This window comes from Streptomyces sp. NBC_00038 (genome assembly GCF_026343635.1).
Lineage (GTDB): Bacteria > Actinomycetota > Actinomycetes > Streptomycetales > Streptomycetaceae > Streptomyces.
In genome coordinates, this window is sequence record NZ_JAPELQ010000001.1 from 6,212,176 (window position 1) to 6,235,775 (window position 23,600).

Genomic DNA, 23,600 nt, shown 5'->3' on the forward strand with positions numbered 1-23,600 from the left:
GGCTGGCGTGGTCCGTCCACACCCTTACGAAAGGGACGCTCCCGGTGACCGAGAAGGCCGACCTTCAGTCCGTCCTCGACCGTGCCGCCGAGGGTGGGCGGATCACCCCGGAAGAGGCGCTCGACCTCTACCGCGACGCCCCGCTGCACGCGCTCGGCGCCGCCGCCGACACCGTACGCAAGCGGCGGTACGCGGGTACCGAGCACATCGCCACGTACATCATCGAGCGCAACATCAACTACACGAACGTGTGCGTCACGGCGTGCAAGTTCTGTGCGTTCTACGCGCCCCCCAAGGACACCGCCAAGGGCTGGACGCGCGACCTCGAGGACATCCTGCGCCGCTGCGCGGAGACCGTCGAGCTCGGTGGCACGCAGATCATGTTCCAGGGCGGGCACCACCCGGACTTCGGCGTCGAGTACTACGAGAAGCACTTCGCCGCGATCAAGGAAGCCTTCCCCCAGCTGGTCATCCACTCCCTCGGCGCGTCCGAGGTCGAGCACATGGCCCGTATCTCCAAGGTGTCGGTGGAAGAGGCCATCACGCGGATCCACGCCGCGGGCCTCGACTCCTTCGCCGGCGCCGGTGCCGAGCTGCTGCCCGCCCGGCCGCGCAAGGCCATCGCCCCGCTGAAGGAGAGCGGCGAGCGCTGGCTGGAGATCATGGAGGCCGCGCACGGGCTGGGCGTCGAGTCGACGTCCACGATGCTCATGGGCACCGGCGAGACCAACGCCGAGCGCATCGAGCACCTGCGGATGATCCGCGACGTACAGGACCGCACGGGCGGCTTCCGCGCGTTCATCCCGTACACCTACCAGCCCGAGAACAACCACCTGAAGGGCCGGACGCAGGCCACACTCTTCGAGTACCTGCGGATGATCGCGATCGCCCGGCTGTTCATGGACAACGTGAACCACATCCAGGGCTCGTGGCTCACCACGGGCAAGGAGGTCGGCCAGCTGTCGCTGCACTACGGCGCGGACGACCTCGGCTCGATCATGCTGGAGGAGAACGTCGTCTCCTCCGCCGGTGCCAAGCACCGCTCCAACCGGATGGAGATCATCGACCTGATCCGCAAGGCCGGGCGCGTGCCCGCCCAGCGGACCACGACGTACGAGCACATCGTCGTCCACGACGACCCGGCGAACGACCCCGTCGACGAGCGGGTCGCCTCGCACATCTCCTCCACGGCGATCGAGGGTGGCACCGCCCACCCCGAGTTGAAGCTCCTCGCGTCCAACTAGCCCTGCCGTGCTGACGATTCACACCGCCGACGAGGTGCGGCGCGGCTGGGACGCCGAGCCGCTCAAGAACGCCGGGGTCGCCGTCGAGGGCGACCGGGTCGCAGGCGTCGGCCCGCTCGACGAGCTGCGCGAGCGGTTCCCGGGGGCGCGGGTCCGGCGCTGGCCCGGAGTCCTCGGGCCTGCCCTCGTCCACGAGGGGCCGCTGCCCGAGGCGCCGTCACCCCGTGAACGCGTCCACGCCGTACTGAAGTCGGGCGCCACCGCCGTACTGGGGGAGTACGCGGGCGATCCCGGCGTGCGCGCCGCCGCCTCCCGCAACGACGTCGCCGTACTCCCGCGTACGAAGAAGACCGCGATCACCGACACGGAACGTGCCGACCTCGCGGTCTTCGACGCGGGCGGCACCTGTATCGCCACCGTCTGCGCGGGCCGGCTGGTCCACCGGCGCCACTGAGAGCGCCCCTCAGGGGCGCGGGGAACTGCGCGACCAGCCACACACGGCCCGCAGCCAAAACTCAGCCGGAAAGAGCCTCAGCAAAGGCCCCCGCACTTTGCTGAACCCCGCTGCAATCCGTAGCCGCGTCGTCGTTCGCCGAGTCGTCCTCACACTGCTGGTCGCGGAACGTCGACCACAGCGAGACCCAGGCAACCCCCTGCTCCTCCGCGAACGTGCGGACCTGCTCGGCGTCCGAGAGCGTGAACGTCTCGTTGTCGACGTCGTTGACGCCGATCATCGAGGTGAGGGCGAGGCCGTGCCAGGCGCTCTCGGAGGAGAGTCCGAAGACGTCCTCCAGCTGGGTGTGGGCGGCCTTGGCGGAGGTGATCGCGTAGTCGCCCATGTCGCCGTCGTACGAACTGCCGTAGTTCATGGTCATGATGTTGACGGTGGAGACCGCCACGGCGTTGTCGTTGGCGGACTCCAGGAGCGCCAGGCTGTCGGCGTCGAGACCGGACGGCATCACGGGCAGCGTGAAGGAGACCTTGAGGTCGGTGCGCTCCTTCTGGAGCAGCGCGATCGCCTCGGAACGGAGCGCGATCGAGTCGGAGTCGGTCAGCGCGTCCCCCTCGATGTCGAAGTCCGCCTGAGTCGAGCCGGCCGCGTCGAGCGCGGCACCGTAGGCCGCGGCGAGCGCGGACGCACTGTCGCAGGTCTCGGCGAGCTCCGTGCCGGACGCCCCGCCGAAGGAGACACGTACGCCCGCGCCGGACTCGGTGAGGGCGGAGATCCGGGACTTCACGGCCGAGTCGTCGATCGCGGTCGTGCCGTTCCACTTCGGCGTGCAGTCGCTGCCGTCCGAGATCGCGAAAGCGAGGTTGTACGTCGTCGGGGACCCGGTGGAGTCCGTGTCGGAGGCGGTGGTGGCGCTCACGTACGGGGCGTACGAGGTGGACGACGCCGCCTGGGTCTCCGATGGGGTTGAGCTGGTCTGCGAGGGCTCCGAGGACGCCGCGTCCGAGCCGTCGTCACCGCCCGAGGAGCACCCCGCACAGGCCAGGGCCACCAGGCAGACGAGCCCGGCGGCCGGCTTCAGGAAACTCCTCATTGCGCATGCACCCGCTCTCGTGATTTCTGTCTCAGGATGGAAACAAAGTGCGTTTCCGCAGTGGAAAGGTGTCACATCCTGCCGTGAATCCCGAATACAGGAAGGGCACAGACGGCTCATGGGAAAGGGCTGGCGAATCGGATAAGTCGGGCATGAAAATGGTGCATAAGGTCTATATGTGTCCGTCCTGAGCTGCGAAGATGTTCATGGATTCTCTCAGGGAAAAGACAGGTTAAGGCGTTTCTCATTGGCGCCTCACAAGGGAAACCGAGTTTTTGACACATAAACGCCTCCTAATATCTGGGGAATGCAATCCGAGTCCGCCATCGAAAACCGCGCCACCGAACGCGGCCGCCGCAAGAAACGTGGCAACGGGGCCGCGGAAGGTCCCGTGTTCGTTGACAACTCCGGGCGCAGATCACGTCTGCTGCGCCGAATCGGCACCCTCGTCGGTGTCATCTGCCTCGGGTACGCGGTCGTACTCGGCATGGCCTTCATGGGCTGGGGCATCTCGGTCACGCCGTCCCAGCTGTTCCCCTTCGGGGGCGGCCAGGCCGGCGGCGCACCCGGGGGCGGCGGTTACCAGCAGCTGCCGGGCGCCGGTGGACACACCGGCAACCCGCCCAGCGGAGCCCCGCCCACCGGCGCAGCCCCGTCCCCCTCCGCGTCCGCCTCCACCGGCGCCAACTGACCGGAACGCACCGACACTTATGACTACGACGCCCTCGCGCGGTCGCCGGCGCGCCCCCTCCAAGATCGAGCGGGCCGCCAGCAGGGCCGCGGCGCTGCAGAAACCGCGCGTGATCCTCGCGCTCCTCCTCCTGCTGGCGCTCACCAGTGTGATGCTCCTCGACGGCTATCTGCGCTCCGAGATCGGCAACGACTCGCGGGTGCGCGACGGCGCGGCCTACGACAAGGTTCCGCAGAAGATCCTTGACGGCGGCCCCATCCTGACCTTCGACAACGGCACGTCCAAGACACAGTCAGTGCCGGACAAGACCATCGTGCTCACCTTCGACGACGGCCCCAACCCGACCTGGACCCCCCAGATCCTCGATGTGCTGGAGGAGAACGACGTCCAGGCCACGTTCTTCGTGGTGGGCTCGATGGTCACCCGTGACCCGAGCGCGGTGAAGGACATGGTCGCGCAGGGCAACGAGGTCGGCATCCACACCTTCACGCACGTCGACCTCTCCTACCAGAGCACGGCACGGCTCAAGCGCGAGCTGGTGCAGACGCAGCTGGCGCTCGCGGGTGCGGCGGGGATCCAGACCACGCTGTTCCGTGCCCCGTACTCCTCCGAGATCGACGCCGTCGACAACTACAGCTGGCCCGTCTACAAGGAGATCGGCGACCTCGGCTACACCAGCGTCTTCGTCGACACCGACAGCGACGACTGGAAGCAGCCGGGCGTCTCGAAGATCATCGACTGGGCCACGCCGGAGGACAACAAGGGCGCCGTCGTCCTCATGCACGACGCGGGCGGCAACCGCGCGCAGACGGTCAAGGCGCTCGGCACCTACATCAAGCAGATGAAGGCGAAGGGGTACTCCTTCACCACGGTCAGCGGCGCCGAGGCCAAGCTGCGCAGCGAGGAGTCGGGCAACGCGGAGGCCGTCGGGGTCGCCGAGCAGCCCGGTCAGACCGCCGAGTCCGCCCAGCCCGGTCAGACCGCGGAGTCCGGCCAGCAGCCGCCGGGGGCGGCGGCGCAGGGCAACTCCGGCCGGAACACCGAGCAGGCCGCCCACTCCGAGGCCACCGGCGCCACCCTCTACGAGGGCAAGGCCCTCATCGTGGCGGTCTCGGTCGCCGAATGGGTCGTACCGGTGCTCGCCTGGTTCCTGGCCGTCGTCGGCGTCGCCGTCATGGGCAGGTTCGGGATGATGCTGATCCTCGCCCGCCGCCACTACAGACAGCGCAACAAGAAACGCGGCAAACGCGGCCAGTTCAGCTGGGGGCCGACGGTCACCAGGCCGGTGACCGTGATCGTGCCCGCGTACAACGAGAAGGAGTGCATCGCCAACACCCTCGAGTCGCTGGCGAAGAGCACCCATCCGATCGAGATCATCGTCGTCGACGACGGCTCCACGGACGGCACGTCCGAGATCTCGCGCAGCGCGGCGGAGTCCCTCGGCATGACGAACGTCCGCGTCATCCGACAGGAGAACGCGGGCAAGCCGGCCGCGCTCAACAACGGTGTGCGCAACGCGAGTTACGACATCGTCGTGATGATGGACGGCGACACCGTCTTCGAGCCGGACGCCGTGCACCAGCTCGTGCAGCCCTTCGCCGACCCGGAGATCGGCGCGGTCGCGGGCAACGCCAAGGTCGGCAACCGCAACACCATCATCGGCGCCTGGCAGCACATCGAGTACGTGATGGGCTTCAACCTGGACCGCCGCATGTACGACCTGCTGCGCTGCATGCCCACCATCCCGGGCGCCATCGGAGCGTTCCGCCGGGACGCCGTCCTTGAGGTCGGCGGCATGAGCGAGGACACGCTCGCCGAGGACACCGACATCACCATCGCCATGCACCGCGGCGGCTGGCGGGTCGTCTACCAGGAGCACGCCATCGCCTGGACGGAGGCGCCCGGCTCCCTCAAGCAGCTGTGGTCGCAGCGCTACCGCTGGTCGTACGGCACCATGCAGGCGCTCTGGAAGCACCGCAAGTCCCTTACGGACAAGGGTCCTTCGGGCCGCTTCGGCCGTGTCGGCATGCCCCTGGTCGTGATCTTCCAGATCATCACGCCGGTCTTCGCGCCGCTCATCGACGTGTTCACCATCTACTCGATGATCTTCGTGGACTTCCAGGCGGCACTGCTCGCCTGGCTGGCCGTCCTCGGTATCCAACTCGTCTGCGCGGCCTACGCGTTCCACCTCGACAAGGAGAAGTACCGCTACCTCGCGATGATGCCGCTCCAGCAACTCGCGTACCGCCAGATGATGTACCTGGTCCTGATCCACTCCAGCGTCACGGCCCTGACCGGCGGACGCCTCCGCTGGCAGAAGCTCAAGCGCACGGGCGAGGTCGGGACTCGGGCAGGGGTGAGCTAGATGAGCTGGGGGTCCGAGCAGCAAGGGCAGCAGGGGTACGGCTACGGGTACGGGCAGCAGCCTCAGCCGTACGCACAGGGGTACCCCCAGCAGTACGACCAGGGGTACGCGCAGCCCGTGCAGCAGCCGTATGCGCAGCCCGTTCAGTACGAACAGCCCGTGCAGTACGAACAGCCCTGGAGCTACGTTCCCGAGGAACCGGAACCGGAAGCGGCCTCGACCACCGCCCAGTTGGACCCGGTCCAGGCCGAGGCCCCGGCTTCCCCCGAGAAGGAGCCCCCGGACCCGGCGCTGGAGGAACCGGAGCCGGAGCCCGCGCCCAAGCCGAAGGCCGGCGGTCGTGACCGCTACTTCGACGCGCTGCGCGCCGTAGCGCTCGTCCGCGTGGTGACGTACCACACCTTCGGCTGGGCCTGGGCCGGCATGGTCTTCCCGTCGATGGGCGTGATGTTCGCGCTCGCCGGCACGCTGATGGCCAAGTCCCTTGAACGCCCGGCGTTCAAGGTGGTCAAGAGCCGGATGCGGCGGCTGCTGCCGCCCTTCTGGTTCTGGGGAGCCTTCGTCGTGGTGGCGATGCTGATCCACGACTGGATGCCGGGCTGGCAGATCGTCTTCTGGATCGTGCCGGTCGGTGACCCGCCCGGCAACCAGTGGGGTGTCCAGGCCTGGGAGATCCTCTGGTACCTGCGGACGTACCTCTGGTTCGTCCTGCTGTCGCCGCTGCTCCTGTGGATCTTCCGGAAGGCTCCGATTCCGGTCCTGCTCCTCTCCCTCGTCCCGATCGTGGTCTTCCAGTACGGGTGGACGCCGCCGTGGAACCGCTTCGGCAGCGCCCTCACGGACCTGGCCACCTACCTCTTCTGCTGGCTCGTCGGCTTCGCGCACCGCGAGGGCGTGCTCCAGCGGCTGAAGCCGCCCCTGGTGGTCGTGGCCTCGCTGGCCGCATTGGCGTTCGGCGGCTGGTACGCCTTCGGCCACCAGGCGGAGTTCGGCACGTACGACCTGGACGAGATCCCGCTCGCCCAGGCCTACTTCTCGGCCGGCTTCGTGACGCTGCTGATGTACTTCAAGGCGTACTACGAAGTCGACTTCGCCTGGCTCGCCCGCTACAAACGGCTCGACAGGATCGTGACGATCTTCAATGGGCGAGCCGTGACGATCTATCTCTGGCACGAGATCGCACTGGTACTGGCGGTTCCACTGATCGACCAGTTCTGGAAGGTTCCCGCGTTCGAGAGGTGGCTGCCGCTGGAGAGCCAGTGGTTCATGTTCGGCATCGGCTGGGTGCTGATCTGGATCGCGATACCGCTCTTCGGCTGGGTCGAGGACGTCGCGGCGAAGAAGAAGCCGAAGCTGCTGCCGTAGGGCTTCAAGTCCCTTTTTATGAAGACCGGCGTACGGGCCGGGCGCTGGAGAGTCGTCCGGTCCGTACTGCCACAATGGGGGCGTGACCCGCGCATCCCTGAACAAGCAGCCGCACGAAGTCGCCTCGATGTTCGACGACGTCGCGGAACGCTACGACCTGACGAACGACGTGCTCTCCCTCGGCCAGGACCGGGTGTGGCGCAAGGAGGTCGCGAAGGCGGTCGACGCGCGGCCCGCACAGAAGATCCTGGACCTGGCGGCGGGCACGGCCACCTCGTCCCTCCCCTTCGCGCGCACCGGCGCGTACGTCGTCCCCTGCGACTTCTCTCTCGGGATGCTCCGCGTCGGCAAGAAGAACCACCCCTGGCTGCCGCTGACGGCGGGCGACGCGACGAAGCTGCCCTTCAAGGACGACACCTTCGACGCGGTCACGATCTCCTTCGGGCTGCGCAACGTGCAGGACACCGACGCCGCGCTGCGCGAGCTGTACCGGGTGACGAAGCCCGGCGGCCGGGTGGTGATCTGCGAGTTCTCGCACCCGACGTGGGCGCCCTTCCGCACGGTGTACACCGAGTACCTGATGCGCGCGCTGCCACCGGTCGCCCGCGCGGTCTCCTCCAACCCCGACGCGTACGTCTATCTCGCCGAGTCCATCCGCGAGTGGCCCGACCAGCCCGCGCTGGCCGAGCGCCTGCGCAAGGCGGGCTGGTCCAAGGTGGCCTGGCGGAACCTGACGGGCGGGGTCGTGGCCCTGCACCGGGGCTTCAAGGCCTGACCCGGTCCGACTCGGGTGCATCGGTCAGTACCTGATTCGGGTGCATCGGTCAGTACCTGAGCACCTCGAACGGGTCGCCCGGCTCGTCGAGTTCGCGGTGCAGACCGCCCGGCGGCGGACCCGTCCTGCGTGGCTCGCGCACCCCCGCGCCCCCGCCGCCCTCCGTGTCACCGAAGTCGAACCACACCGTCACCACGGCTCCGCGCGGCACCTCGGAGCCGGGCGGCGGATACTGCCGTACGACGTAATCGACGACGGTGAGATGGAAGTCGGGCCGGTCGGGCGCGGCGAGCAGCACACCTCGCGCCTCGGCCGTCTCACGCGCGTCCACGGCCATCAGCCCCACGAGCCGCGGTACGCGCACTTCGGGTGTCTTGGGTGTTATGCGCACAGACGTCACCCCCAGCGGTACCGGAAGGGTAAGCCCCTGCCGTGCCCTTCCGGAAGCCGTCGGGTGGCTTGCCGACAGCGCTCAGAGGGTCAGCCGGTAGCAGTGCGCGGGCTGCTCCAGCTCCGGGTGGGGGAAGCTCTCGGCCAGTTCCATGCCGAGGCGCCGGGTCACCGCGATGGACCGCTCGTTGTCGGCTCTGACCATGGCGACGACGTGGGAGACGCCCCCCGCACGCACCCTCTCCAGGGTGGTGAGGGCGGCCGCCGTGACGTACCCCCTGCCCCAGTGCGCCCGCCCGAGCCGCCAGCCGATCTCGATCTCGCCCGTGGGTCCCCATTCCCGCGTCCACGGCTGCGCGCCGGTGAACCCCAGCACCTCGCCCTCCGGGCCGACCATCGTCCACAGACAGAACCCCAGCTCCGCGTCGTGCATGCGCTGGCGCGCGGTGAGCTCCTCGTACACGGACAGTTCGGCCGCCCTGCCCCCGTGGAACTCCATGACCTCCGGGTCGGCGAATATCCGGTGCCAGGCGAAGGCGTCCTCGTCGGTGGGGACACGGAGCGTCACGTCGGGGAGAGCTCGGTTCACGGGGGCAGCCCTTCAGCCAGGTGATCAGTACCGCTGCATAGACTGCCCATGTCCAGTGCCCGTCGGCACGTTGATTGCGAATCTTGGGGAGAACCCGCCGTGACCGAGCCCCAGCCCCTCTCCGAAAACACCGCCGATGTCATCGTCGTCGGGGCCGGGCCAGCCGGTTCGACCACCGCGTACTACCTGGCCAAGGCCGGACTGGATGTCCTGCTCCTGGAGAAGACCGCGTTCCCGCGGGAGAAGGTGTGCGGCGACGGGCTGACCCCGCGCGCCACCAAGCAGCTCGTCTCCATGGGCATCGACATCTCTGAGGAGGCCGGCTGGCTCCGGAACAAGGGCCTCCGCATCATCGGCGGCGGCGTCCGCCTCCAGCTGGACTGGCCTGATCTCGCCTCCTTCCCCGACTACGGACTCGTCCGCAAGCGGGACGACTTCGACGAGCAGCTCGCGCACCAGGCGCAGAAGGCGGGCGCGCGCCTCTACGAGCGCTGCAACGTCGGCGCCCCGATCATCGACGACCGCACGGGCCGCATCACGGGAGTCCACGCCAAACTCGGCGACACCGGTGAGAAGCGGGAAGTCACCTTCCACGCCCCGCTGGTCGTCGCGGCCGACGGCAACTCCACCCGCCTCTCCCTGGCCATGGGCCTGCACCGCCGCGAGGACCGCCCGATGGGCGTCGCGGTCCGTACGTACTTCACCTCCCCGCGCCACGAGGACGACTACCTGGAGTCCTGGCTGGAGCTCTGGGACCGCCGGGGTGCCGAGGACCGCCTCCTCCCCGGCTACGGCTGGATCTTCGGCATGGGCGACGGCACGTCGAACGTCGGCCTCGGTGTCCTGAACACCTCCGACTCCTTCAAGGAACTGGACTGGCGGGAAGTCCTCAAGGCCTGGTGCGCGTCGATGCCGGAGGACTGGGGCTACACGCCGGAGAACATGACGGGCCCGATCCGCGGCGCCGCCCTCCCCATGGCCTTCAACCGCCAACCGCACTACACCAAGGGGCTGTTGCTGGTCGGCGACGCCGGTGGCCTGGTGAACCCCTTCAACGGCGAGGGCATCGCCTACGCCATGGAATCCGGCCAGATCGCCGCCGACGTCATCGTCCAGGCGCACGCGCGGGCGACTCCCGGCCAGCGCGAACTGGCCCTCCAGCGCTACCCGCGCGTGCTCAAGGACACCTACGGCGGCTACTACACACTCGGCCGCGCCTTCGTGAAGCTCATCGGCAACCCGAGGGTCATGAAGATCGCGGCGGAGCGCGGTCTCACCCACCCGCTGCTGATGAAGTTCACCTTGAAGATGCTCGCCAACCTGACGGACCCGACGGGCGGCGACGCGATGGACCGCATCATCAACGGGCTGTCGAAGGTGGCTCCGAAGGCCTGATCAGCGGGCTCTCGGCGAGCTGAGCTGATCGGCGGACTCTCGACGGGCTGAACAGCGGGCTCTCGATGGCCTGATCAGCGGCCGAGCTCCGCTGTCCGGACGGCGCGGCGGGCGAAGACCCGCTCGCGCCGGTCCTCCATCTGCCGCAGCGCGTCCTGCCGTTCCCGCTTGGAGAGCCGGTCCAGATAGACCTGACCGTTGACGTGGTCGGTCTCGTGCTGGAGGCAGCGGGCGAAGTACCCCGTTCCCTCGATGGTGAGGGCGTTCCCGTCCTGGTCGAAGCCGCGCACCACGGCACGATCGGGGCGGGGTACGTCCACGACGGCGCCCGGCACCGACAGGCACCCTTCCCCCTCTTCGAGGAGACGCCGGCCGGCCGGATCGAGCTGATCCAGAACCGGGTTGGCGATATGACCGACATGCCGGACTCCATCGTCGTCCGGGCAGTCGTAGACGAACAGCCGCAGATCCACGCCCACCTGATTGGCGGCGAGGCCGGCTCCGTCCGCGACGCGCATCGTCAGGAACATGTCGCCGATGAGAGCGGCGAGATCGGGGCCGAACTCGGTGACATCCCGGCACGGCCGGTGTAGCACCTCTTCCCCGACCTCCGTGATCCGGCGCACCACCCCGCGCCGTGCCTCCGGCGAGAGCGCCGGATACGAGTCGACGGGCTTTCCCTGCACGAACACTCGGGGCATCGCTGTGTCTCCTTGAGGTGTGAAGCTGTTGTGGACCCCTGCGGGCCCTGGTGAACCCTTGTGGGCCCTCGTGGCCCCCTTGCGGGCTCCACGACAACAGAACACCTGGCACAGCGCCAGCCGCGCACCGGACATGGCGAAGGGACCGCCGCTCTCCCGAGCGACGGCCCTCAACCTTGACGATTCCTGCGGCTCAGCTCAGAGAACGCGCACCGCACCGGTGGCCGGGTAGCCCGAAAGGTCCTGAATCACCACACCCTTGGAGGGGTTGGCCGCGTCCAGGTACTGGCCGTCACCGATGTAGACACCCACGTGGTACGCCGAACCGGCCGAACCCCAGTACAGGATGTCCCCGACCGCGAGGTTGGACAGCGACACCGGCGTACCGGCCGTCGACTGGTCACCCGAGACGCGCGGCAGGTCCACGCCGGCCTGCTTGAACGCGGCCTGCACGAGACCGGAGCAGTCCCACGAGTTGGGGCCGGTGCCACCCATCACGTACGCGTCGCCGACCTGCGCCTTGAGGAAGGCGATGACGGTCGCGACACTGCCGCTGGCCGGGGCGGAGACGGACGTGGAAGCGGACGCGGACAGGGTCTCCCGCTCCGCGGAACGCGAAGCGGCCTCCTCCGCGGCGGCCTTGCGCGCGGCCTCGTCGGCGGCCTTCTTCTTGGCCGCCGCCTTCGCCTTGGCGTCCGCGAGGTCCGCCTTGGCCTGCTGTGCGGCCTTGGCGGCGGCAGCGTCGCGCTCCGCCTGCAGCTCATAGTTCGCCGCGGCCTGCTGGGTGGCGTCCGCCGACTGCGCGACCTGAGTGGCCAGATCGGCCGTCAGGGCGGACAGGTCGAGCGTCTGCGTCGTCTCGGCAGCGTTCGCCGAACCGGACGCCCCGGCCACTGCCAGGGTGCTGAGAACGCCACCGGCAACTCCGGCGCGCATCGCGAGTGTCGACGCGTTGCGGCGGGGTTTCCGGTGGCTGCGTATGTGAGCGGTGTGGGACATGAGTACAACCGGTACCAGGGACTCCCTCATACCTTCAAGAAACGTGTGCTGCGCCACAGTTGTTCAATCCCTGTGCCGAATTCACCTGGCGTCACTCTTTATTGACGCCGTAACGGGCATTGCGGACACGGCCCATCAAGCCCGTGATCATGGGCTTTCCGTATTACGTCCGGATTGCCCGTCACTTACCACCGGTTGAAGCCGATGGCCAAGCCCGGCTTATCCGACCCATAGGTGGATGTGGCGCAGGTCACGGAACGGTCACCGCGGCGACGGCGTCTCGCGCGGGAATCCCGGCCACCTCCGCTCGTGAATGTGTGCACGCGTCCACATCCCTCCGCCCACCTCCCTCTGACGTGTGAACGCGTCCTCTATCAAGGCTCCGCGTCCAGCACCAATTTGCATGCAGAGGAAGCCTCTTGATATGGAGACGCCGTCCTGGACCTGCGGTGACGAGCGCAAATATCACCTCTGGTGACCGTTCGGACGCTTCACGTGCGAAGATCACCGCTCTTCCGACTTCATGATCGTTCGCCGGGTGGTGGAGATCACAAAGTCGTTGTCGTACCCCGTGTCGCAGATCACAGACCGGCGGGCATAAGATGCGGGGCAGTTGGGCTTGTGACCTGCTTCACATGTAAGCGATCTTCGCCGGGACGGGTGGAGCTCGTGAGGCACGAGGGGCAGGAGTGCTTGCCCGACGCAACCGCCAGCAGTCAACGCCGACTGAGAGGAGCGAGGAGCGTGAACGCGTATGCGCCGATCCTCGTACTGGGAGCCCTCGGGGCAGGCTTTGCGATCTTCTCCGTGGTCATGGCCACGCTTATCGGTCCAAAGCGTTACAACCGGGCCAAGCTCGAGGCCTACGAGTGCGGTATCGAGCCGACCCCCACGCCGGCAGGCGGCGGGCGATTCCCCATCAAGTACTACCTGACGGCGATGCTCTTCATCGTCTTCGACATCGAGATCGTCTTCCTCTACCCCTGGGCCGTCACCTTCGACGCCCTGGGTGTTTTCGGGCTCGTGGAGATGTTGCTCTTCGTGCTCACCGTCTTCGTGGCGTACGCGTACGTATGGCGGCGCGGCGGCCTGGAATGGGACTGAGGGGCCTTTAAGACATGGGACTCGAAGAAAAGCTGCCGAGTGGATTCCTGCTGACCACCGTCGAGCAGGCCGCGGGCTGGGTGCGCAAGGCGTCCGTCTTCCCCGCCACGTTCGGACTCGCCTGCTGCGCCATCGAGATGATGACGACCGGCGCCGGGCGGTACGACCTGGCGCGCTTCGGTATGGAGGTCTTCCGTGGATCACCGCGGCAGGCGGACCTGATGATCGTCGCCGGCCGGGTCAGCCAGAAGATGGCGCCGGTTCTGCGGCAGGTCTATGACCAGATGCCCAACCCCAAGTGGGTGATCTCCATGGGGGTTTGTGCCTCATCGGGCGGAATGTTCAACAACTACGCAATTGTGCAGGGCGTCGACCACATCGTCCCGGTCGACATCTATCTGCCCGGCTGCCCGCCGCGGCCCGAGATGCTGATCGACGCGATTCTCAAGCTGCACCAGAAGATCCAGAGCTCCAAGCTCGGCGTGAACGCCGAGGAAGCGGCCCGTGAGGCGGAGGAAGCGGCGCTCAAGGCGCTCCCCACCATCGAGATGAAGGGGCTGCTGCGGTGAGCGACGCCAGCAACGGGGTCAACCCCGAAAAGGACCTCGGCGCCTCCAACCTCCCCGGCCAGCGTGGCGAGGGCGGCGAGGAGATCCGCGTCCAACGCGGCATGTTCGGCGCCAACAACGGCGGCGACACCTCCGGCTACGGCGGCCTGGTCCGCTCGATCCGGCTCCCCGGCCCGGCCGCCCGCCCGTACGGCGGCTGGTTCGACGAAGTCGCCGACGAACTGGAAGGCGCCCTGGAGGAACAGGGACTCGTCCCCGAGAACGTCATCGAGAAGACGATCGTCGACCGCGACGAGATCACCTTCCACATCGAACGCGAACACCTGGTCCGCGTCGCCCAGACCCTGCGCGACGACCCGGCCCTCCGCTTCGAACTGTGCACCGGCGTCTCGGGCGTCCACTACCTGCACGACAAGGGCCGCGAGCTGCACGCCGTCTACCACCTGCGCTCGATCACCCACAACCGGCTGATCCGCCTGGAGGTCAGCGCCCCCGACGCCGACCCGCACGTCCCCTCGCTCGTCTCCGTCTATCCGACGAACGACTGGCACGAGCGCGAGACGTACGACTTCTTCGGGCTGATCTTCGACGGTCACCCGGCGCTGACGCGGATCATGATGCCGGACGACTGGCAGGGCTTCCCGCAGCGCAAGGACTATCCCCTCGGCGGCATCCCCGTCGAGTACAAGGGCGCCCAGATCCCGGCTCCGGACCAGCGGAGGTCGTACTCATGAGCACGCAGACCCCTTCTTCCGGGGCGTCCGCCGCCTCGGCCCGCGAGACGACCGAGGGCACCGTATATACGGTCACCGGTGGGGACTGGGACGAGGTCGCCCAGTCCGCGGTGAAGTCCGACGACGAGCGCATCATCGTCAACATGGGCCCGCAGCACCCGTCCACGCACGGCGTGCTCCGGCTCATCCTGGAGATCGACGGCGAGACGGTCACCGAGGCCCGCTGCGGCATCGGCTACCTCCACACCGGCATCGAGAAGAACCTCGAGTTCCGCACGTGGACGCAGGGCACCACGTTCGTGACGCGCATGGACTATCTGACGCCGTTCTTCAACGAGACGGCCTACTGTCTCGCCGTCGAGAAGCTCCTCGGCATCGAGGACGAGGTCCCCGACCGCGCCACGATCATCCGCGTGCTCCTGATGGAGCTGAACCGGCTCTCCTCCCACCTGGTGTGCATCGCCACCGGCGGCATGGAGCTGGGCGCCACCACGATCATGATCTACGGCTTCCGTGATCGTGAACTCATTCTCGACATCTACGAGCTGATCACCGGCCTGCGGATGAACCACGCGTACATCCGCCCCGGCGGACTCGCCCAGGACCTGCCGCCGGGCGCGGTGGACCAGATCCGCGAGTTCGTGAAGAAGATGACGAAGAACCTTCCCGAGTACGACAAGCTCGCCACCGGGAACCCCATCTTCAAGGCCCGTATGCAGGACGTCGGCTATCTCGACCTGGCCGGCTGCATGGCCCTCGGCGCCACCGGCCCGGTCCTCCGCTCGGCGGGCCTGCCGCACGACCTGCGCAAGTCACAGCCGTACTGCGGCTACGAGACGTACGACTTCGAGGTCCCGACCGCCGACACCTGCGACTCCTACGGGCGCTTCCTGATCCGCCTGGAGGAGATGCGCCAGTCCCTGCGCATCGTCGAGCAGTGCCTGGACCGGCTGCAGCCCGGCCCGGTCATGGTCACCGACAAGAAGATCGCCTGGCCCGCGCAGCTCGCGCTCGGCCCCGACGGTCTCGGCAACTCCCTCGACCACATCAAGAAGATCATGGGCACCTCCATGGAGGCCCTGATCCACCACTTCAAGCTGGTGACCGAGGGCTTCCGCGTCCCGCCGGGACAGACGTACGCGGCGGTCGAGTCGCCCAAGGGCGAACTCGGGGTGCACGCCGTGTCCGACGGAGGCACCCGCCCCTTCCGGGTCCACTTCCGCGACCCGTCCTTCACCAACCTTCAGGCCATGGCGGCGATGTGCGAGGGCGGCCAGGTCGCCGACGTCATCGTCGCTGTCGCATCCATCGACCCCGTGATGGGAGGCGTCGACCGGTGACCACCACTCCCTCCCAGGGTGTAGGCCTGGGCATGCCCCAACTGCCCGCGCCCGCATACCCGGACGACGTTCGAACCCGGCTCGAAACGGACGCGCGCGAGATCATCGCCCGCTACCCGGACTCCCGCTCCGCGCTCCTCCCGATGCTGCACCTCGTGCAGTCGGAAGAGGGCCATGTCACGCGCACGGGACAGCGGTTCTGCGCGGAGATGCTCGACCTGACCACGGCCGAGGTCGCCGCGGTCGCGACCTTCTACTCCATGTACCGGCGCGGGCCGAGCGGCGACTACCAAGTGGGTGTGTGCACCAACACCCTGTGCGCGGTCATGGGTGGCGACGCCATCTTCGAGGCCCTACAAGACCACCTGGGCGTCGGCAACGGCGAGACCACCGACGACGGCAAGGTCACCCTGGAGCACATCGAGTGCAACGCGGCCTGCGACTTCGCGCCGGTCGTGATGGTCAACTGGGAGTTCTTCGACAACCAGACCGTGGCCTCCGCGAAGCGCCTGGTCGACGACCTGCGCGAGGGAGTGCAGGTCGATCCCACCCGGGGTGCCCCCCTGTGCACCTTCAAGGACACCGCCCGGATCCTGGCCGGCTTCCCCGACGAACGCGAAGGCGCCGTCGAGGCGGGCGGCAGTGCGGGCCCGGCATCACTCATCGGGCTGCGTCTGGCCAAGGGCGAGACACAGCCTGTGCGCGTCGTACATCCGCGTGGTGAGGGTCCTCGGGACCAGCCGTCCGCCCAGCACACGGGCTCTGCCGAGCACCTGAGCTCACATGACGCGCCGCAGGACACGTCGGCATCCGACCCGTCCCACCCGGCGGGACCTGTCGCCGAGGAGGGGGAGTGATGACGTTGGCACCCGAAATCAACGAGACGAGCCCCGAGAAGCTGCTCGCACCCGTGCTGTCGGCCTTCTGGGACGAGGAGAAGTCCTGGACTCTGGACGTCTACCGAAGGCACGAAGGGTACGAGGGCCTGCGCAAGGCGCTCGCGATGTCGCCGGACGACCTGATCGCGTACGTCAAGGACTCCGGTCTGCGCGGCCGGGGCGGTGCGGGATTCCCTACCGGAATGAAGTGGCAGTTCATTCCTCAGGGCGATGGCAAACCACACTATCTAGTTGTCAACGCCGACGAGTCGGAGCCGGGAACCTGCAAGGACATCCCGCTCCTCTTCGCGAACCCGCATAGCCTCATCGAGGGCATTGTGATCGCGTGTTATGCCATCCGGTCTTCGCATGCCTTCATCTATCTGCGCGGTGAAGTGGTCCCCGTATTGCGGCGGTTGCACGAGGCCGTACGTGAGGCCTACGCGGCGGGCTACCTCGGCGAGAACGTCCTGGGCAGCGGACTCGACCTCCAGCTCACCGTGCACGCGGGCGCGGGCGCGTACATCTGCGGTGAGGAGACCGCACTGCTCGACTCGCTCGAAGGCCGCCGTGGTCAACCGCGGCTCCGTCCCCCTTTCCCTGCCGTCGCGGGCCTCTATGCGTGCCCAACTGTTGTAAATAACGTCGAATCGATCGCGTCAGTTCCCGCAATTCTCCAAAAGGGCAAGGAATGGTTCCGGTCGATGGGCAGCGAGAAGTCCCCGGGCTTCACGCTCTACTCGCTCTCCGGCCACGTCACCAATCCGGGCCAGTACGAGGCCCCGCTGGGCATCACCCTCCGCCAACTCCTCAACATGAGCGGCGGGATCCGCCCCGGACACCGGCTGAAGTTCTGGACACCCGGCGGCTCCTCGACGCCGATGTTCACCGACGAACACCTCGACGTCCCTCTTGACTACGAAGGAGTGGGCGCCGCGGGTTCCATGCTCGGCACAAAAGCACTCCAGTGCTTCGACGAGACGACCTGTGTCGTACGAGCGGTCACACGCTGGACCGAGTTCTACGCCCACGAGTCCTGCGGCAAGTGCACACCGTGCCGCGAAGGGACGTACTGGCTCGTGCAGTTGCTGCGCGACATCGAGGCAGGCAAGGGCGTCATGTCCGACCTCGACAAGCTGAACGACATCGCCGACAACATCAACGGCAAGTCGTTCTGCGCCCTCGGTGACGGCGCCGCCTCACCGATCTTCTCCTCGCTCAAGTACTTCCGTGAGGAGTACGAGCAGCACATCACGGGCCGCGGCTGCCCCTTCGACCCCGCCAAGTCGACCGTCTGGGCGGACAAGCACACGGAGGTGAACGCATGACAGTGACCACCAGCGCTCCCTCCGGAGGCGGGGAGGCGGCGGTCCCGCCGGAGGACCTCGCCTCGCTGACGATCGACGGCGTCGAGATCAGCGTGCCCAAGGGCACTCTGGTCATCAGGGCCGCCGAACAGCTCGGCATCGAGATCCCCCGCTTCTGCGACCACCCGCTCCTCGACCCGGCCGGCGCCTGCCGCCAGTGCATCGTCGAGGTCGAGGGCCAGCGCAAGCCCATGGCGTCCTGCACGATCACCTGCACGGACGGGATGGTCGTCAAGACCCACCTCACCTCGCCCGTCGCCGAGAAGGCCCAGCACGGTGTGATGGAGCTGCTGCTCATCAACCACCCGCTGGACTGCCCGGTCTGCGACAAGGGCGGCGAGTGCCCCCTGCAGAACCAGGCGATGTCGCACGGCCAGGCCGAGTCCCGCTTCGAGGGCAAGAAGAGGACCTACGAGAAGCCGGTCCCGATCTCCACACAGGTACTGCTCGACCGTGAGCGGTGCGTGCTCTGCGCCCGCTGCACCCGCTTCTCCAACCAGATCGCGGGCGACCCGATGATCGAGATGGTCGAGCGGGGCGCGCTCCAGCAGATCGGTACCGGGGAGGGCGATCCCTTCGAGTCGTACTTCTCCGGAAACACCATCCAGATCTGCCCGGTGGGCGCCCTGACGTCGGCGGCGTACCGCTTCCGCTCGCGCCCCTTCGACCTCATCTCCTCGCACTCCGTCTGCGAGCACTGCTCCGGCGGCTGCGCCACCCGCACCGACCACCGGCGCGGCAAGGTCATGCGGCGCCTGGCGTCCCCGGACCCCGAGGTCAACGAGGAGTGGCTCTGCGACAAGGGGCGGTTCGGCTTCCGGTACGCGCAGCAGCGGGACCGGATCGAAACGCCCCTGGTGCGCTCCTCGGAAGGGGTACTTGAGCCGGCTTCATGGCCCGAGGCCCTGGAAGCCGCCGCTCAGGGACTGTTGGCGGCTCGCGGCAGGACCGGCGTCCTGACCGGCGGCCGTCTCACCGTCGAAGACGCCTATGCGTACAGCAAGTTTGCGCGCGTGGCCCTCGACACGAACGACATCGACTTCCGCGCGCGCGTGCACAGCGGCGAGGAGGCCGACTTCCTGGCCGCCAAGGTCGCCGGACGCGGACGCGATCTCGACGGTACGGGGGTCACGTACACCGCGCTGGAGAAGGCACCCGCCGTTCTGCTCGTCGGCTTCGAGGCCGAGGAGGAGGCGCCTGGCGTCTTCCTGCGGCTGCGCAAGGCGTGGCGCGGGCACGGGCAGAAGACCTTCTCGCTCGCCACGCACGCGACGCGCGGCCTGCAGAAGGCGGGCGGCACGCTGCTGCCCGCCGCACCCGGCACCGAGACCGAGTGGCTGGACGCGCTCGCGAGCGGCTTCGGCCTGGAGGGCGACGGCGCCAAGGCCGCCGAGGCGCTGCGCGGCGAAGGCGCGGTGATCGTCGTGGGCGAGCGGCTCGCCGCCGTGGCGGGCGGGCTCACCGCCGCCGTACGGGCCGCGTCCGCGACCGGCGCCCAGCTGGTGTGGATTCCGCGCCGGGCCGGGGAGCGCGGCGCGATCGAGGCGGGTGCGCTGCCCTCACTGCTGCCGGGCGGACGTCCGGCCACCGACCCGCGCGCGCGGGACGAGGTCGCGGTGGCCTGGGGTGTCTCCGAACTCCCGCACCGCTACGGCCGTGACACCGGCCAGATCGTCGAAGCGGCCGCCGGCGGCGAGTTGCAGGCCCTGGTCGTCGCCGGTGTGGAGGTCGCCGACCTCCCCGATCCGGCACGCGCGCGTGAAGCACTTTCCGAAGTGGGCTTCCTGGTGTCGCTCGAACTGCGTCCCAGCGAGGTCACCGAGCACGCGGATGTCGTTCTTCCGGTGGCCGCGGTCGTCGAGAAGGCGGGCACCTTCCTCAACTGGGAGGGCCGGGTACGCCTCTTCGAGGCCGCGCTCAAGCCCGACCAGATGACACGCCGGCTGGCGCCCACCGACGCGCGTGTCCTGCAGATGCTGGCCGACGCCATGGACGTACATCTCGGTCTGCCGGATCTGCGGACCGTGCGCGGGGAGTTGGACCGGCTCGGTGCCTGGGACGGGCCGCGGGCCACCGATCCGCTGGAGACCGCGGTGGGACTGCCGCGGCCCGCCGCCGGGGAGGCCGTGCTCGCGGGCCACCGGCTGCTGCTCGACCAGGGCCGTCTCCAGGAGGGCGACGACGCGCTCGCCGGGACCCGGCACGCGGCACACGCGCGCGTGTCGGCCGCCACGGCCGCCGAGGCGGGCGTCAAGGAGGGCGACTTCCTCGCCGTGACCGGCCTCTTCGGAGTGGTCGAACTGCCGCTGCAGATCACCGAGATGCCCGACCGGGTGGTCTGGCTCCCGCTGAACTCCACCGGAGGGGGCGTCGCCTCCGACACCGGTGCGCTGCCCGGCGCACTCGTCCGCATCGGTCCGGCGACGCTCGCCACCGAGGCCCCCAAGGAGGTGGAGGAATGAGGCCGTACCTCGCCGCTGAAGACCTCTCCATGTTCGGCACCGACCCCTGGTGGCTGGTCGTTGTCAAGGCGGTCTTCTGCTTCGCCTTCCTGATGGTGACCGTGCTGTTCTCCATCGTGTGGGAGCGCAAGGTCGTCGCCTGGATGCAGCTGCGCATCGGCCCCAACCGGCACGGCCCCTGGGGCATGCTCCAGTCGCTCGCCGACGGTGTGAAGCTGATGCTCAAGGAAGACCTCATCGTCAAACGCGCGGACAAGGTGGTCTACGTCCTCGCGCCGATCATCGCCGCCATCCCGGCCTTCATGGCGATCGCGGTGATCCCCTTCGGGCCGGCCGGCAACGAGGTCTCGATCTTCGGCCAGCGCACCACGATGCAGCTCACGGACCTGCCGATCGCGATGCTCTACATCCTCGCGGTCGCCTCGGTGGGCATCTACGGGATCGTGCTCGCGGGCTGGAGTTCCGGATCCACGTACCCGCTCCTGGGTGGTCTGCGGTCCTGCGCGCAGATGATCTCCTACGAGATCGCCATGGGAGCCGCGTTCGCCTCGGTGTTCCTCTACTCGGGGTCGATGTCGACCTCGACGATCGTCGAGGCACAGCAGGACCGCTGGTACGTCATCCTGCTGCCGGTCTCCTTCCTGATCTACATCGTGACGATGATCGGCGAGACCAACCGCGCGCCCTTCGACATGCCGGAGTCCGAGGGCGACCTGGTCGGCGGCTTCAACACTGAGTACTCGTCGATCAAGTTCGCGCTCTTCATGCTCGCCGAGTACGTGAACATGGTGACGGTCTCGGCCGTGGCGACCACGCTCTTCCTGGGCGGCTGGCGGGCCCCGTGGCCCATCAGCACCTTCTGGGAGGGCGCCAACCACGGCTGGTGGCCGATGCTCTGGTTCGTGGTGAAGGTGCAGTTGCTGCTGTTCTTCTTCATCTGGCTGCGCGGCACACTCCCGCGCGTCCGCTACGACCAGTTGATGAAGCTCGGCTGGAAGGTCCTCATCCCGGTCTCCGTGGTCTGGCTGATGCTCGTCGCCACGGTGCGGACGCTCAGGAACGAGAACTACGACTTCGCCGACATCGCGTTGTACGTCGGCGCGGGTGTCCTCGCCCTGCTGCTGCTCTCGTTCCTCGTGGACATCTTCCGCGAGAAGCAGGGCGCCGAGGAAGCGCCCGTCGAGCCCGCGGCATTCGACCCGATGGCCGGTGGATTCCCCGTGCCGCCGCTGCCGGGACAGACGCTCCCACCGGTGCCACGGCGCCGCCCGCGCCGCGAGCGGGAGTTGATTGTCAGTGGTGGGTCCGATACTGCGAGTGACGGATCAATTGGCGGATCTCGTGACGGAAAGGAGGGGTCCGATGGCTGAGGAGCCGAAGGAGGCCGGGCAGACGAAGCCAGGCTTCCAGAACCCCGTCGCCGGCTTCGGCGTGACCTTCAAGGCCATGTTCAAGAAGCGGCTGACCGAGCAGTACCCGGAGGCGCAGAAGACCACCGCCCCGCGGTTCCACGGCCGGCACCAGCTGAACCGTCACCCGGACGGCCTGGAGAAATGCGTCGGCTGCGAGCTGTGCGCCTGGGCCTGCCCCGCGGACGCCATCTATGTGGAGGGCGCGGACAACACCGACGAGGAGCGCTACTCGCCGGGCGAGCGGTACGGCGTCGTCTACCAGATCAACTACGCCCGCTGCATCCTGTGCGGCCTGTGCATCGAGGCGTGCCCCACGCGCGCGTTGACGATGACGAACGAGTTCGAGCTCGCCGACAGCAGCCGCGCCAACCTCATCTACACCAAGGAACAACTGCTCGCCGGGCTCGAAGAGGGCATGGTCGACAGCCCGCACTCGATCTTCCCGGGCACGGACGAGCAGGACTACTACCAGGGGCTGGTCACGGAGGCCGCACCCGGGACGGTGCGCCAAGTCGCCGTCTCCCGGGGCGAGAAGCCAGAGGAAGAGGAGGTGGAGGCATGAGTGCGCAGCTCGCCGCCTACTCCACCTCCACCGGAGAGGCCTTCCAGTTCTGGGTCCTCGGCACCGTCGCCGTGATCGGCGCCCTGTGCACCGTCTTCATGAAGAAGGCCGTGCACAGCGCGCTCTGTCTCGCCGGGACCATGATCATCCTGGCGGTGTTCTACCTCGCCAACGGCGCGTACTTCCTGGGCGTCGTACAGATCGTCGTCTACACGGGCGCGATCATGATGCTGTTCCTCTTCGTGGTCATGCTCGTCGGTGTCACCGCGGCGGACTCCCTGAAGGAGACCATCAAGGGCCAGCGCTGGCTGGCCCTGATGTGCGGACTCGGCTTCGGCATCCTGCTGTTCGCGGGCATCGGCAACGCGTCCATCTCGGAGTTCAACGGCCTGGCCACAGCCAACGCGGGCGGGAACGTGGAGGGTCTCGCGGCCCTCATCTTCACGAAGTACGTGTTCGCCTTCGAAATCACCGGCGCCCTGCTCATCACGGCCACCATCGGCGCCATGGTGCTCACGCACCGCGAGCGCACCGAGCGGGCCAAGACCCAGCGCGAGATGTCCGAGGAGCGCGTACGGGAGGGCAAGCACCTGCCTCCGCTGCCGGCACCCGGTGTCTACGCCCGGCACAACGCGGTGGACATCGCCGGCCTCCTCCCGGACGGCACCCCGTCCGAGCTGACCGTCAACCAGACGCTGCGGGAGCGCGGCCAGATCCGCGACGTGTCGACCCAGGCACTGAGCGACCTGAAGGCCCTGGAGCAGCGCGCCGAGGAACGCCTGGAGCGCACGAAGACGGAGGAGGCGTCGAAGTGAACCCCGTCAACTACCTCTATCTCGCCGCCCTCTTGTTCACGATCGGTGCCACCGGCGTGCTGATCAGAAGGAACGCGATCGTGGTGTTCATGTGCGTCGAGCTCATGCTCAACGCCTGCAACCTCGCGTTCGTCGCCTTCTCCCGTATGCACGGCAATCTCGACGGCCAGATCATCGCCTTCTTCACGATGGTCGTCGCCGCCGCGGAGGTCGTGGTCGGGCTCGCGATCATCGTGTCGCTGTTCCGTTCCCGCCACTCGGCCTCGGTCGACGACGCCAGCCTGATGAAGCTGTAAGGG

General features: G+C 68.0%; 23 protein-coding genes. 18 read left to right on the top strand and 5 right to left on the bottom strand.

The window, feature by feature from the left end:
• Positions 1-44: 44 nt before the first annotated feature.
• Together mqnC and OG219_RS28185 are read left to right on the top strand one after the other, a co-directional pair.
• The gene (gene mqnC, locus OG219_RS28180) at positions 45-1,244 is read left to right on the top strand and encodes a cyclic dehypoxanthinyl futalosine synthase (protein ID WP_266831046.1); all 1,200 of its coding nucleotides are present in this window, start codon (positions 45-47) and stop codon (positions 1,242-1,244) included.
• 7 nt (positions 1,245-1,251) lie between these two features.
• Positions 1,252-1,698: a hypothetical protein gene (locus OG219_RS28185; protein WP_266831047.1), complete on the top strand. Its 447-nt coding sequence runs from the start codon at positions 1,252-1,254 to the stop codon at positions 1,696-1,698.
• Positions 1,699-1,759: 61 nt separating this feature from the next.
• Here the strand turns inward: OG219_RS28185 and OG219_RS28190 are convergent, their stop codons facing one another.
• A complete protein-coding gene (locus OG219_RS28190; protein ID WP_266831049.1) occupies positions 1,760-2,788 on the bottom strand; it encodes a chitinase in 1,029 nt (342 codons plus the stop codon).
• A gap of 307 nt (positions 2,789-3,095) precedes the next feature.
• Here OG219_RS28190 and OG219_RS28195 point away from each other — a divergent pair, with 307 nt between their 5' ends.
• The 4 genes from OG219_RS28195 (at position 3,096) to OG219_RS28210 (ending at position 7,984) form a co-directional block, all read left to right on the top strand.
• The gene (locus tag OG219_RS28195) at positions 3,096-3,479 is read left to right on the top strand and encodes a hypothetical protein (protein ID WP_266831051.1); all 384 of its coding nucleotides are present in this window, start codon (positions 3,096-3,098) and stop codon (positions 3,477-3,479) included.
• Positions 3,480-3,498: 19 nt separating this feature from the next.
• The gene (locus OG219_RS28200; protein ID WP_266831053.1) at positions 3,499-5,844 is read left to right on the top strand and encodes a bifunctional polysaccharide deacetylase/glycosyltransferase family 2 protein; all 2,346 of its coding nucleotides are present in this window, start codon (positions 3,499-3,501) and stop codon (positions 5,842-5,844) included.
• Positions 5,845-7,209: an acyltransferase gene (locus tag OG219_RS28205; RefSeq protein WP_266831055.1), complete on the top strand. Its 1,365-nt coding sequence runs from the start codon at positions 5,845-5,847 to the stop codon at positions 7,207-7,209.
• A gap of 82 nt (positions 7,210-7,291) precedes the next feature.
• Positions 7,292-7,984, top strand: coding sequence for a demethylmenaquinone methyltransferase (locus OG219_RS28210; protein WP_266831057.1), 693 nt, complete (start codon positions 7,292-7,294; stop codon positions 7,982-7,984).
• Between the two features lie 49 nt (positions 7,985-8,033).
• On the opposite strand, the gene OG219_RS28215 is transcribed toward OG219_RS28210, so the two are convergent.
• A complete protein-coding gene (locus OG219_RS28215; RefSeq protein ID WP_266831059.1) occupies positions 8,034-8,375 on the bottom strand; it encodes a PASTA domain-containing protein in 342 nt (113 codons plus the stop codon).
• 81 nt (positions 8,376-8,456) lie between these two features.
• The gene (locus tag OG219_RS28220) at positions 8,457-8,963 is read right to left on the bottom strand and encodes a GNAT family N-acetyltransferase (RefSeq protein WP_266831061.1); all 507 of its coding nucleotides are present in this window, start codon (positions 8,961-8,963) and stop codon (positions 8,457-8,459) included.
• Positions 8,964-9,062: 99 nt separating this feature from the next.
• On the opposite strand from OG219_RS28220, the gene OG219_RS28225 reads away from it, so the two are divergent.
• On the top strand, positions 9,063-10,358 hold the full coding sequence (locus OG219_RS28225) for a geranylgeranyl reductase family protein (RefSeq protein ID WP_266831063.1): 1,296 nt from the start codon (positions 9,063-9,065) through the stop codon (positions 10,356-10,358).
• Positions 10,359-10,432: 74 nt separating this feature from the next.
• On the opposite strand, the gene def is transcribed toward OG219_RS28225, so the two are convergent.
• Entirely contained in the window at positions 10,433-11,059 is a 627-nt protein-coding gene (gene def / locus OG219_RS28230; RefSeq protein ID WP_266831066.1) for a peptide deformylase, read from the bottom strand.
• 198 nt (positions 11,060-11,257) lie between these two features.
• Complete coding sequence (locus OG219_RS28235; RefSeq protein ID WP_266831068.1) at positions 11,258-12,088, bottom strand: C40 family peptidase; 831 nt, start codon at positions 12,086-12,088, stop codon at positions 11,258-11,260.
• 714 nt (positions 12,089-12,802) lie between these two features.
• On the opposite strand from OG219_RS28235, the gene OG219_RS28240 reads away from it, so the two are divergent.
• The 11 genes from OG219_RS28240 to nuoK are packed head-to-tail and all read left to right on the top strand — an operon-like array spanning position 12,803 to position 23,597.
• Positions 12,803-13,162 carry an NADH-quinone oxidoreductase subunit A gene (locus OG219_RS28240; RefSeq protein ID WP_007383963.1) on the top strand — a complete coding sequence of 120 codons (360 nt, stop codon included), beginning with the start codon at positions 12,803-12,805 and terminating at the stop codon, positions 13,160-13,162.
• Positions 13,163-13,176: 14 nt separating this feature from the next.
• Positions 13,177-13,731 (top strand): NADH-quinone oxidoreductase subunit B family protein, encoded by a 555-nt coding sequence (locus OG219_RS28245; protein ID WP_006382209.1) that lies wholly within the window; start codon positions 13,177-13,179, stop codon positions 13,729-13,731.
• Positions 13,728-14,465, top strand: a complete 738-nt coding sequence (locus OG219_RS28250; protein ID WP_266831072.1) for an NADH-quinone oxidoreductase subunit C — start codon at positions 13,728-13,730, stop codon at positions 14,463-14,465. The genes OG219_RS28245 and OG219_RS28250 overlap by 4 nt, the downstream gene beginning before the upstream one ends.
• On the top strand, positions 14,462-15,805 hold the full coding sequence (locus tag OG219_RS28255; RefSeq protein ID WP_266831074.1) for an NADH-quinone oxidoreductase subunit D: 1,344 nt from the start codon (positions 14,462-14,464) through the stop codon (positions 15,803-15,805). Before OG219_RS28250 ends, OG219_RS28255 begins: the two co-directional genes overlap by 4 nt.
• Positions 15,802-16,662 carry an NADH-quinone oxidoreductase subunit NuoE gene (nuoE, locus tag OG219_RS28260; RefSeq protein ID WP_266831076.1) on the top strand — a complete coding sequence of 287 codons (861 nt, stop codon included), beginning with the start codon at positions 15,802-15,804 and terminating at the stop codon, positions 16,660-16,662. Before OG219_RS28255 ends, nuoE begins: the two co-directional genes overlap by 4 nt.
• Complete coding sequence (gene nuoF / locus OG219_RS28265) at positions 16,659-18,011, top strand: NADH-quinone oxidoreductase subunit NuoF (RefSeq protein ID WP_266831078.1); 1,353 nt, start codon at positions 16,659-16,661, stop codon at positions 18,009-18,011. The genes nuoE and nuoF overlap by 4 nt, the downstream gene beginning before the upstream one ends.
• Entirely contained in the window at positions 18,008-20,512 is a 2,505-nt protein-coding gene (locus tag OG219_RS28270) for an NADH-quinone oxidoreductase subunit G (RefSeq protein WP_266831080.1), read from the top strand. The genes nuoF and OG219_RS28270 overlap by 4 nt, the downstream gene beginning before the upstream one ends.
• Complete coding sequence (gene nuoH / locus OG219_RS28275) at positions 20,509-21,882, top strand: NADH-quinone oxidoreductase subunit NuoH (RefSeq protein WP_266831082.1); 1,374 nt, start codon at positions 20,509-20,511, stop codon at positions 21,880-21,882. The genes OG219_RS28270 and nuoH overlap by 4 nt, the downstream gene beginning before the upstream one ends.
• Positions 21,875-22,486 (top strand): NADH-quinone oxidoreductase subunit NuoI, encoded by a 612-nt coding sequence (gene nuoI / locus OG219_RS28280; RefSeq protein ID WP_266831084.1) that lies wholly within the window; start codon positions 21,875-21,877, stop codon positions 22,484-22,486. The genes nuoH and nuoI overlap by 8 nt, the downstream gene beginning before the upstream one ends.
• Positions 22,483-23,301, top strand: a complete 819-nt coding sequence (locus tag OG219_RS28285; RefSeq protein ID WP_266831086.1) for an NADH-quinone oxidoreductase subunit J — start codon at positions 22,483-22,485, stop codon at positions 23,299-23,301. The genes nuoI and OG219_RS28285 overlap by 4 nt, the downstream gene beginning before the upstream one ends.
• Positions 23,298-23,597: an NADH-quinone oxidoreductase subunit NuoK gene (nuoK, locus tag OG219_RS28290; RefSeq protein WP_004927567.1), complete on the top strand. Its 300-nt coding sequence runs from the start codon at positions 23,298-23,300 to the stop codon at positions 23,595-23,597. Before OG219_RS28285 ends, nuoK begins: the two co-directional genes overlap by 4 nt.
• Positions 23,598-23,600: the final 3 nt, after the last annotated feature.

What these genes read in the sequence shown, in the direction of transcription:
- OG219_RS28190 (WP_266831049.1), bottom strand. Translation starts at nt 2,788, where the DNA reads ATGAGGAGTTTCCTGAAGCCGGCCGCCGGGCTCGTCTGCCTGGTGGCC.
- OG219_RS28195 (WP_266831051.1), top strand. Translation starts at nt 3,096, where the DNA reads ATGCAATCCGAGTCCGCCATCGAAAACCGCGCCACCGAACGCGGCCGC.
- OG219_RS28200 (WP_266831053.1), top strand. Translation starts at nt 3,499, where the DNA reads ATGACTACGACGCCCTCGCGCGGTCGCCGGCGCGCCCCCTCCAAGATC.
- OG219_RS28205 (WP_266831055.1), top strand. Translation starts at nt 5,845, where the DNA reads ATGAGCTGGGGGTCCGAGCAGCAAGGGCAGCAGGGGTACGGCTACGGG.
- def (WP_266831066.1), bottom strand. Translation starts at nt 11,059, where the DNA reads ATGCCCCGAGTGTTCGTGCAGGGAAAGCCCGTCGACTCGTATCCGGCG.
- OG219_RS28235 (WP_266831068.1), bottom strand. Translation starts at nt 12,088, where the DNA reads ATGAGGGAGTCCCTGGTACCGGTTGTACTCATGTCCCACACCGCTCAC.
- OG219_RS28245 (WP_006382209.1), top strand. Translation starts at nt 13,177, where the DNA reads ATGGGACTCGAAGAAAAGCTGCCGAGTGGATTCCTGCTGACCACCGTC.
- OG219_RS28255 (WP_266831074.1), top strand. Translation starts at nt 14,462, where the DNA reads ATGAGCACGCAGACCCCTTCTTCCGGGGCGTCCGCCGCCTCGGCCCGC.
- OG219_RS28270 (WP_266831080.1), top strand. Translation starts at nt 18,008, where the DNA reads ATGACAGTGACCACCAGCGCTCCCTCCGGAGGCGGGGAGGCGGCGGTC.
- nuoH (WP_266831082.1), top strand. Translation starts at nt 20,509, where the DNA reads ATGAGGCCGTACCTCGCCGCTGAAGACCTCTCCATGTTCGGCACCGAC.
- nuoI (WP_266831084.1), top strand. Translation starts at nt 21,875, where the DNA reads ATGGCTGAGGAGCCGAAGGAGGCCGGGCAGACGAAGCCAGGCTTCCAG.
- OG219_RS28285 (WP_266831086.1), top strand. Translation starts at nt 22,483, where the DNA reads ATGAGTGCGCAGCTCGCCGCCTACTCCACCTCCACCGGAGAGGCCTTC.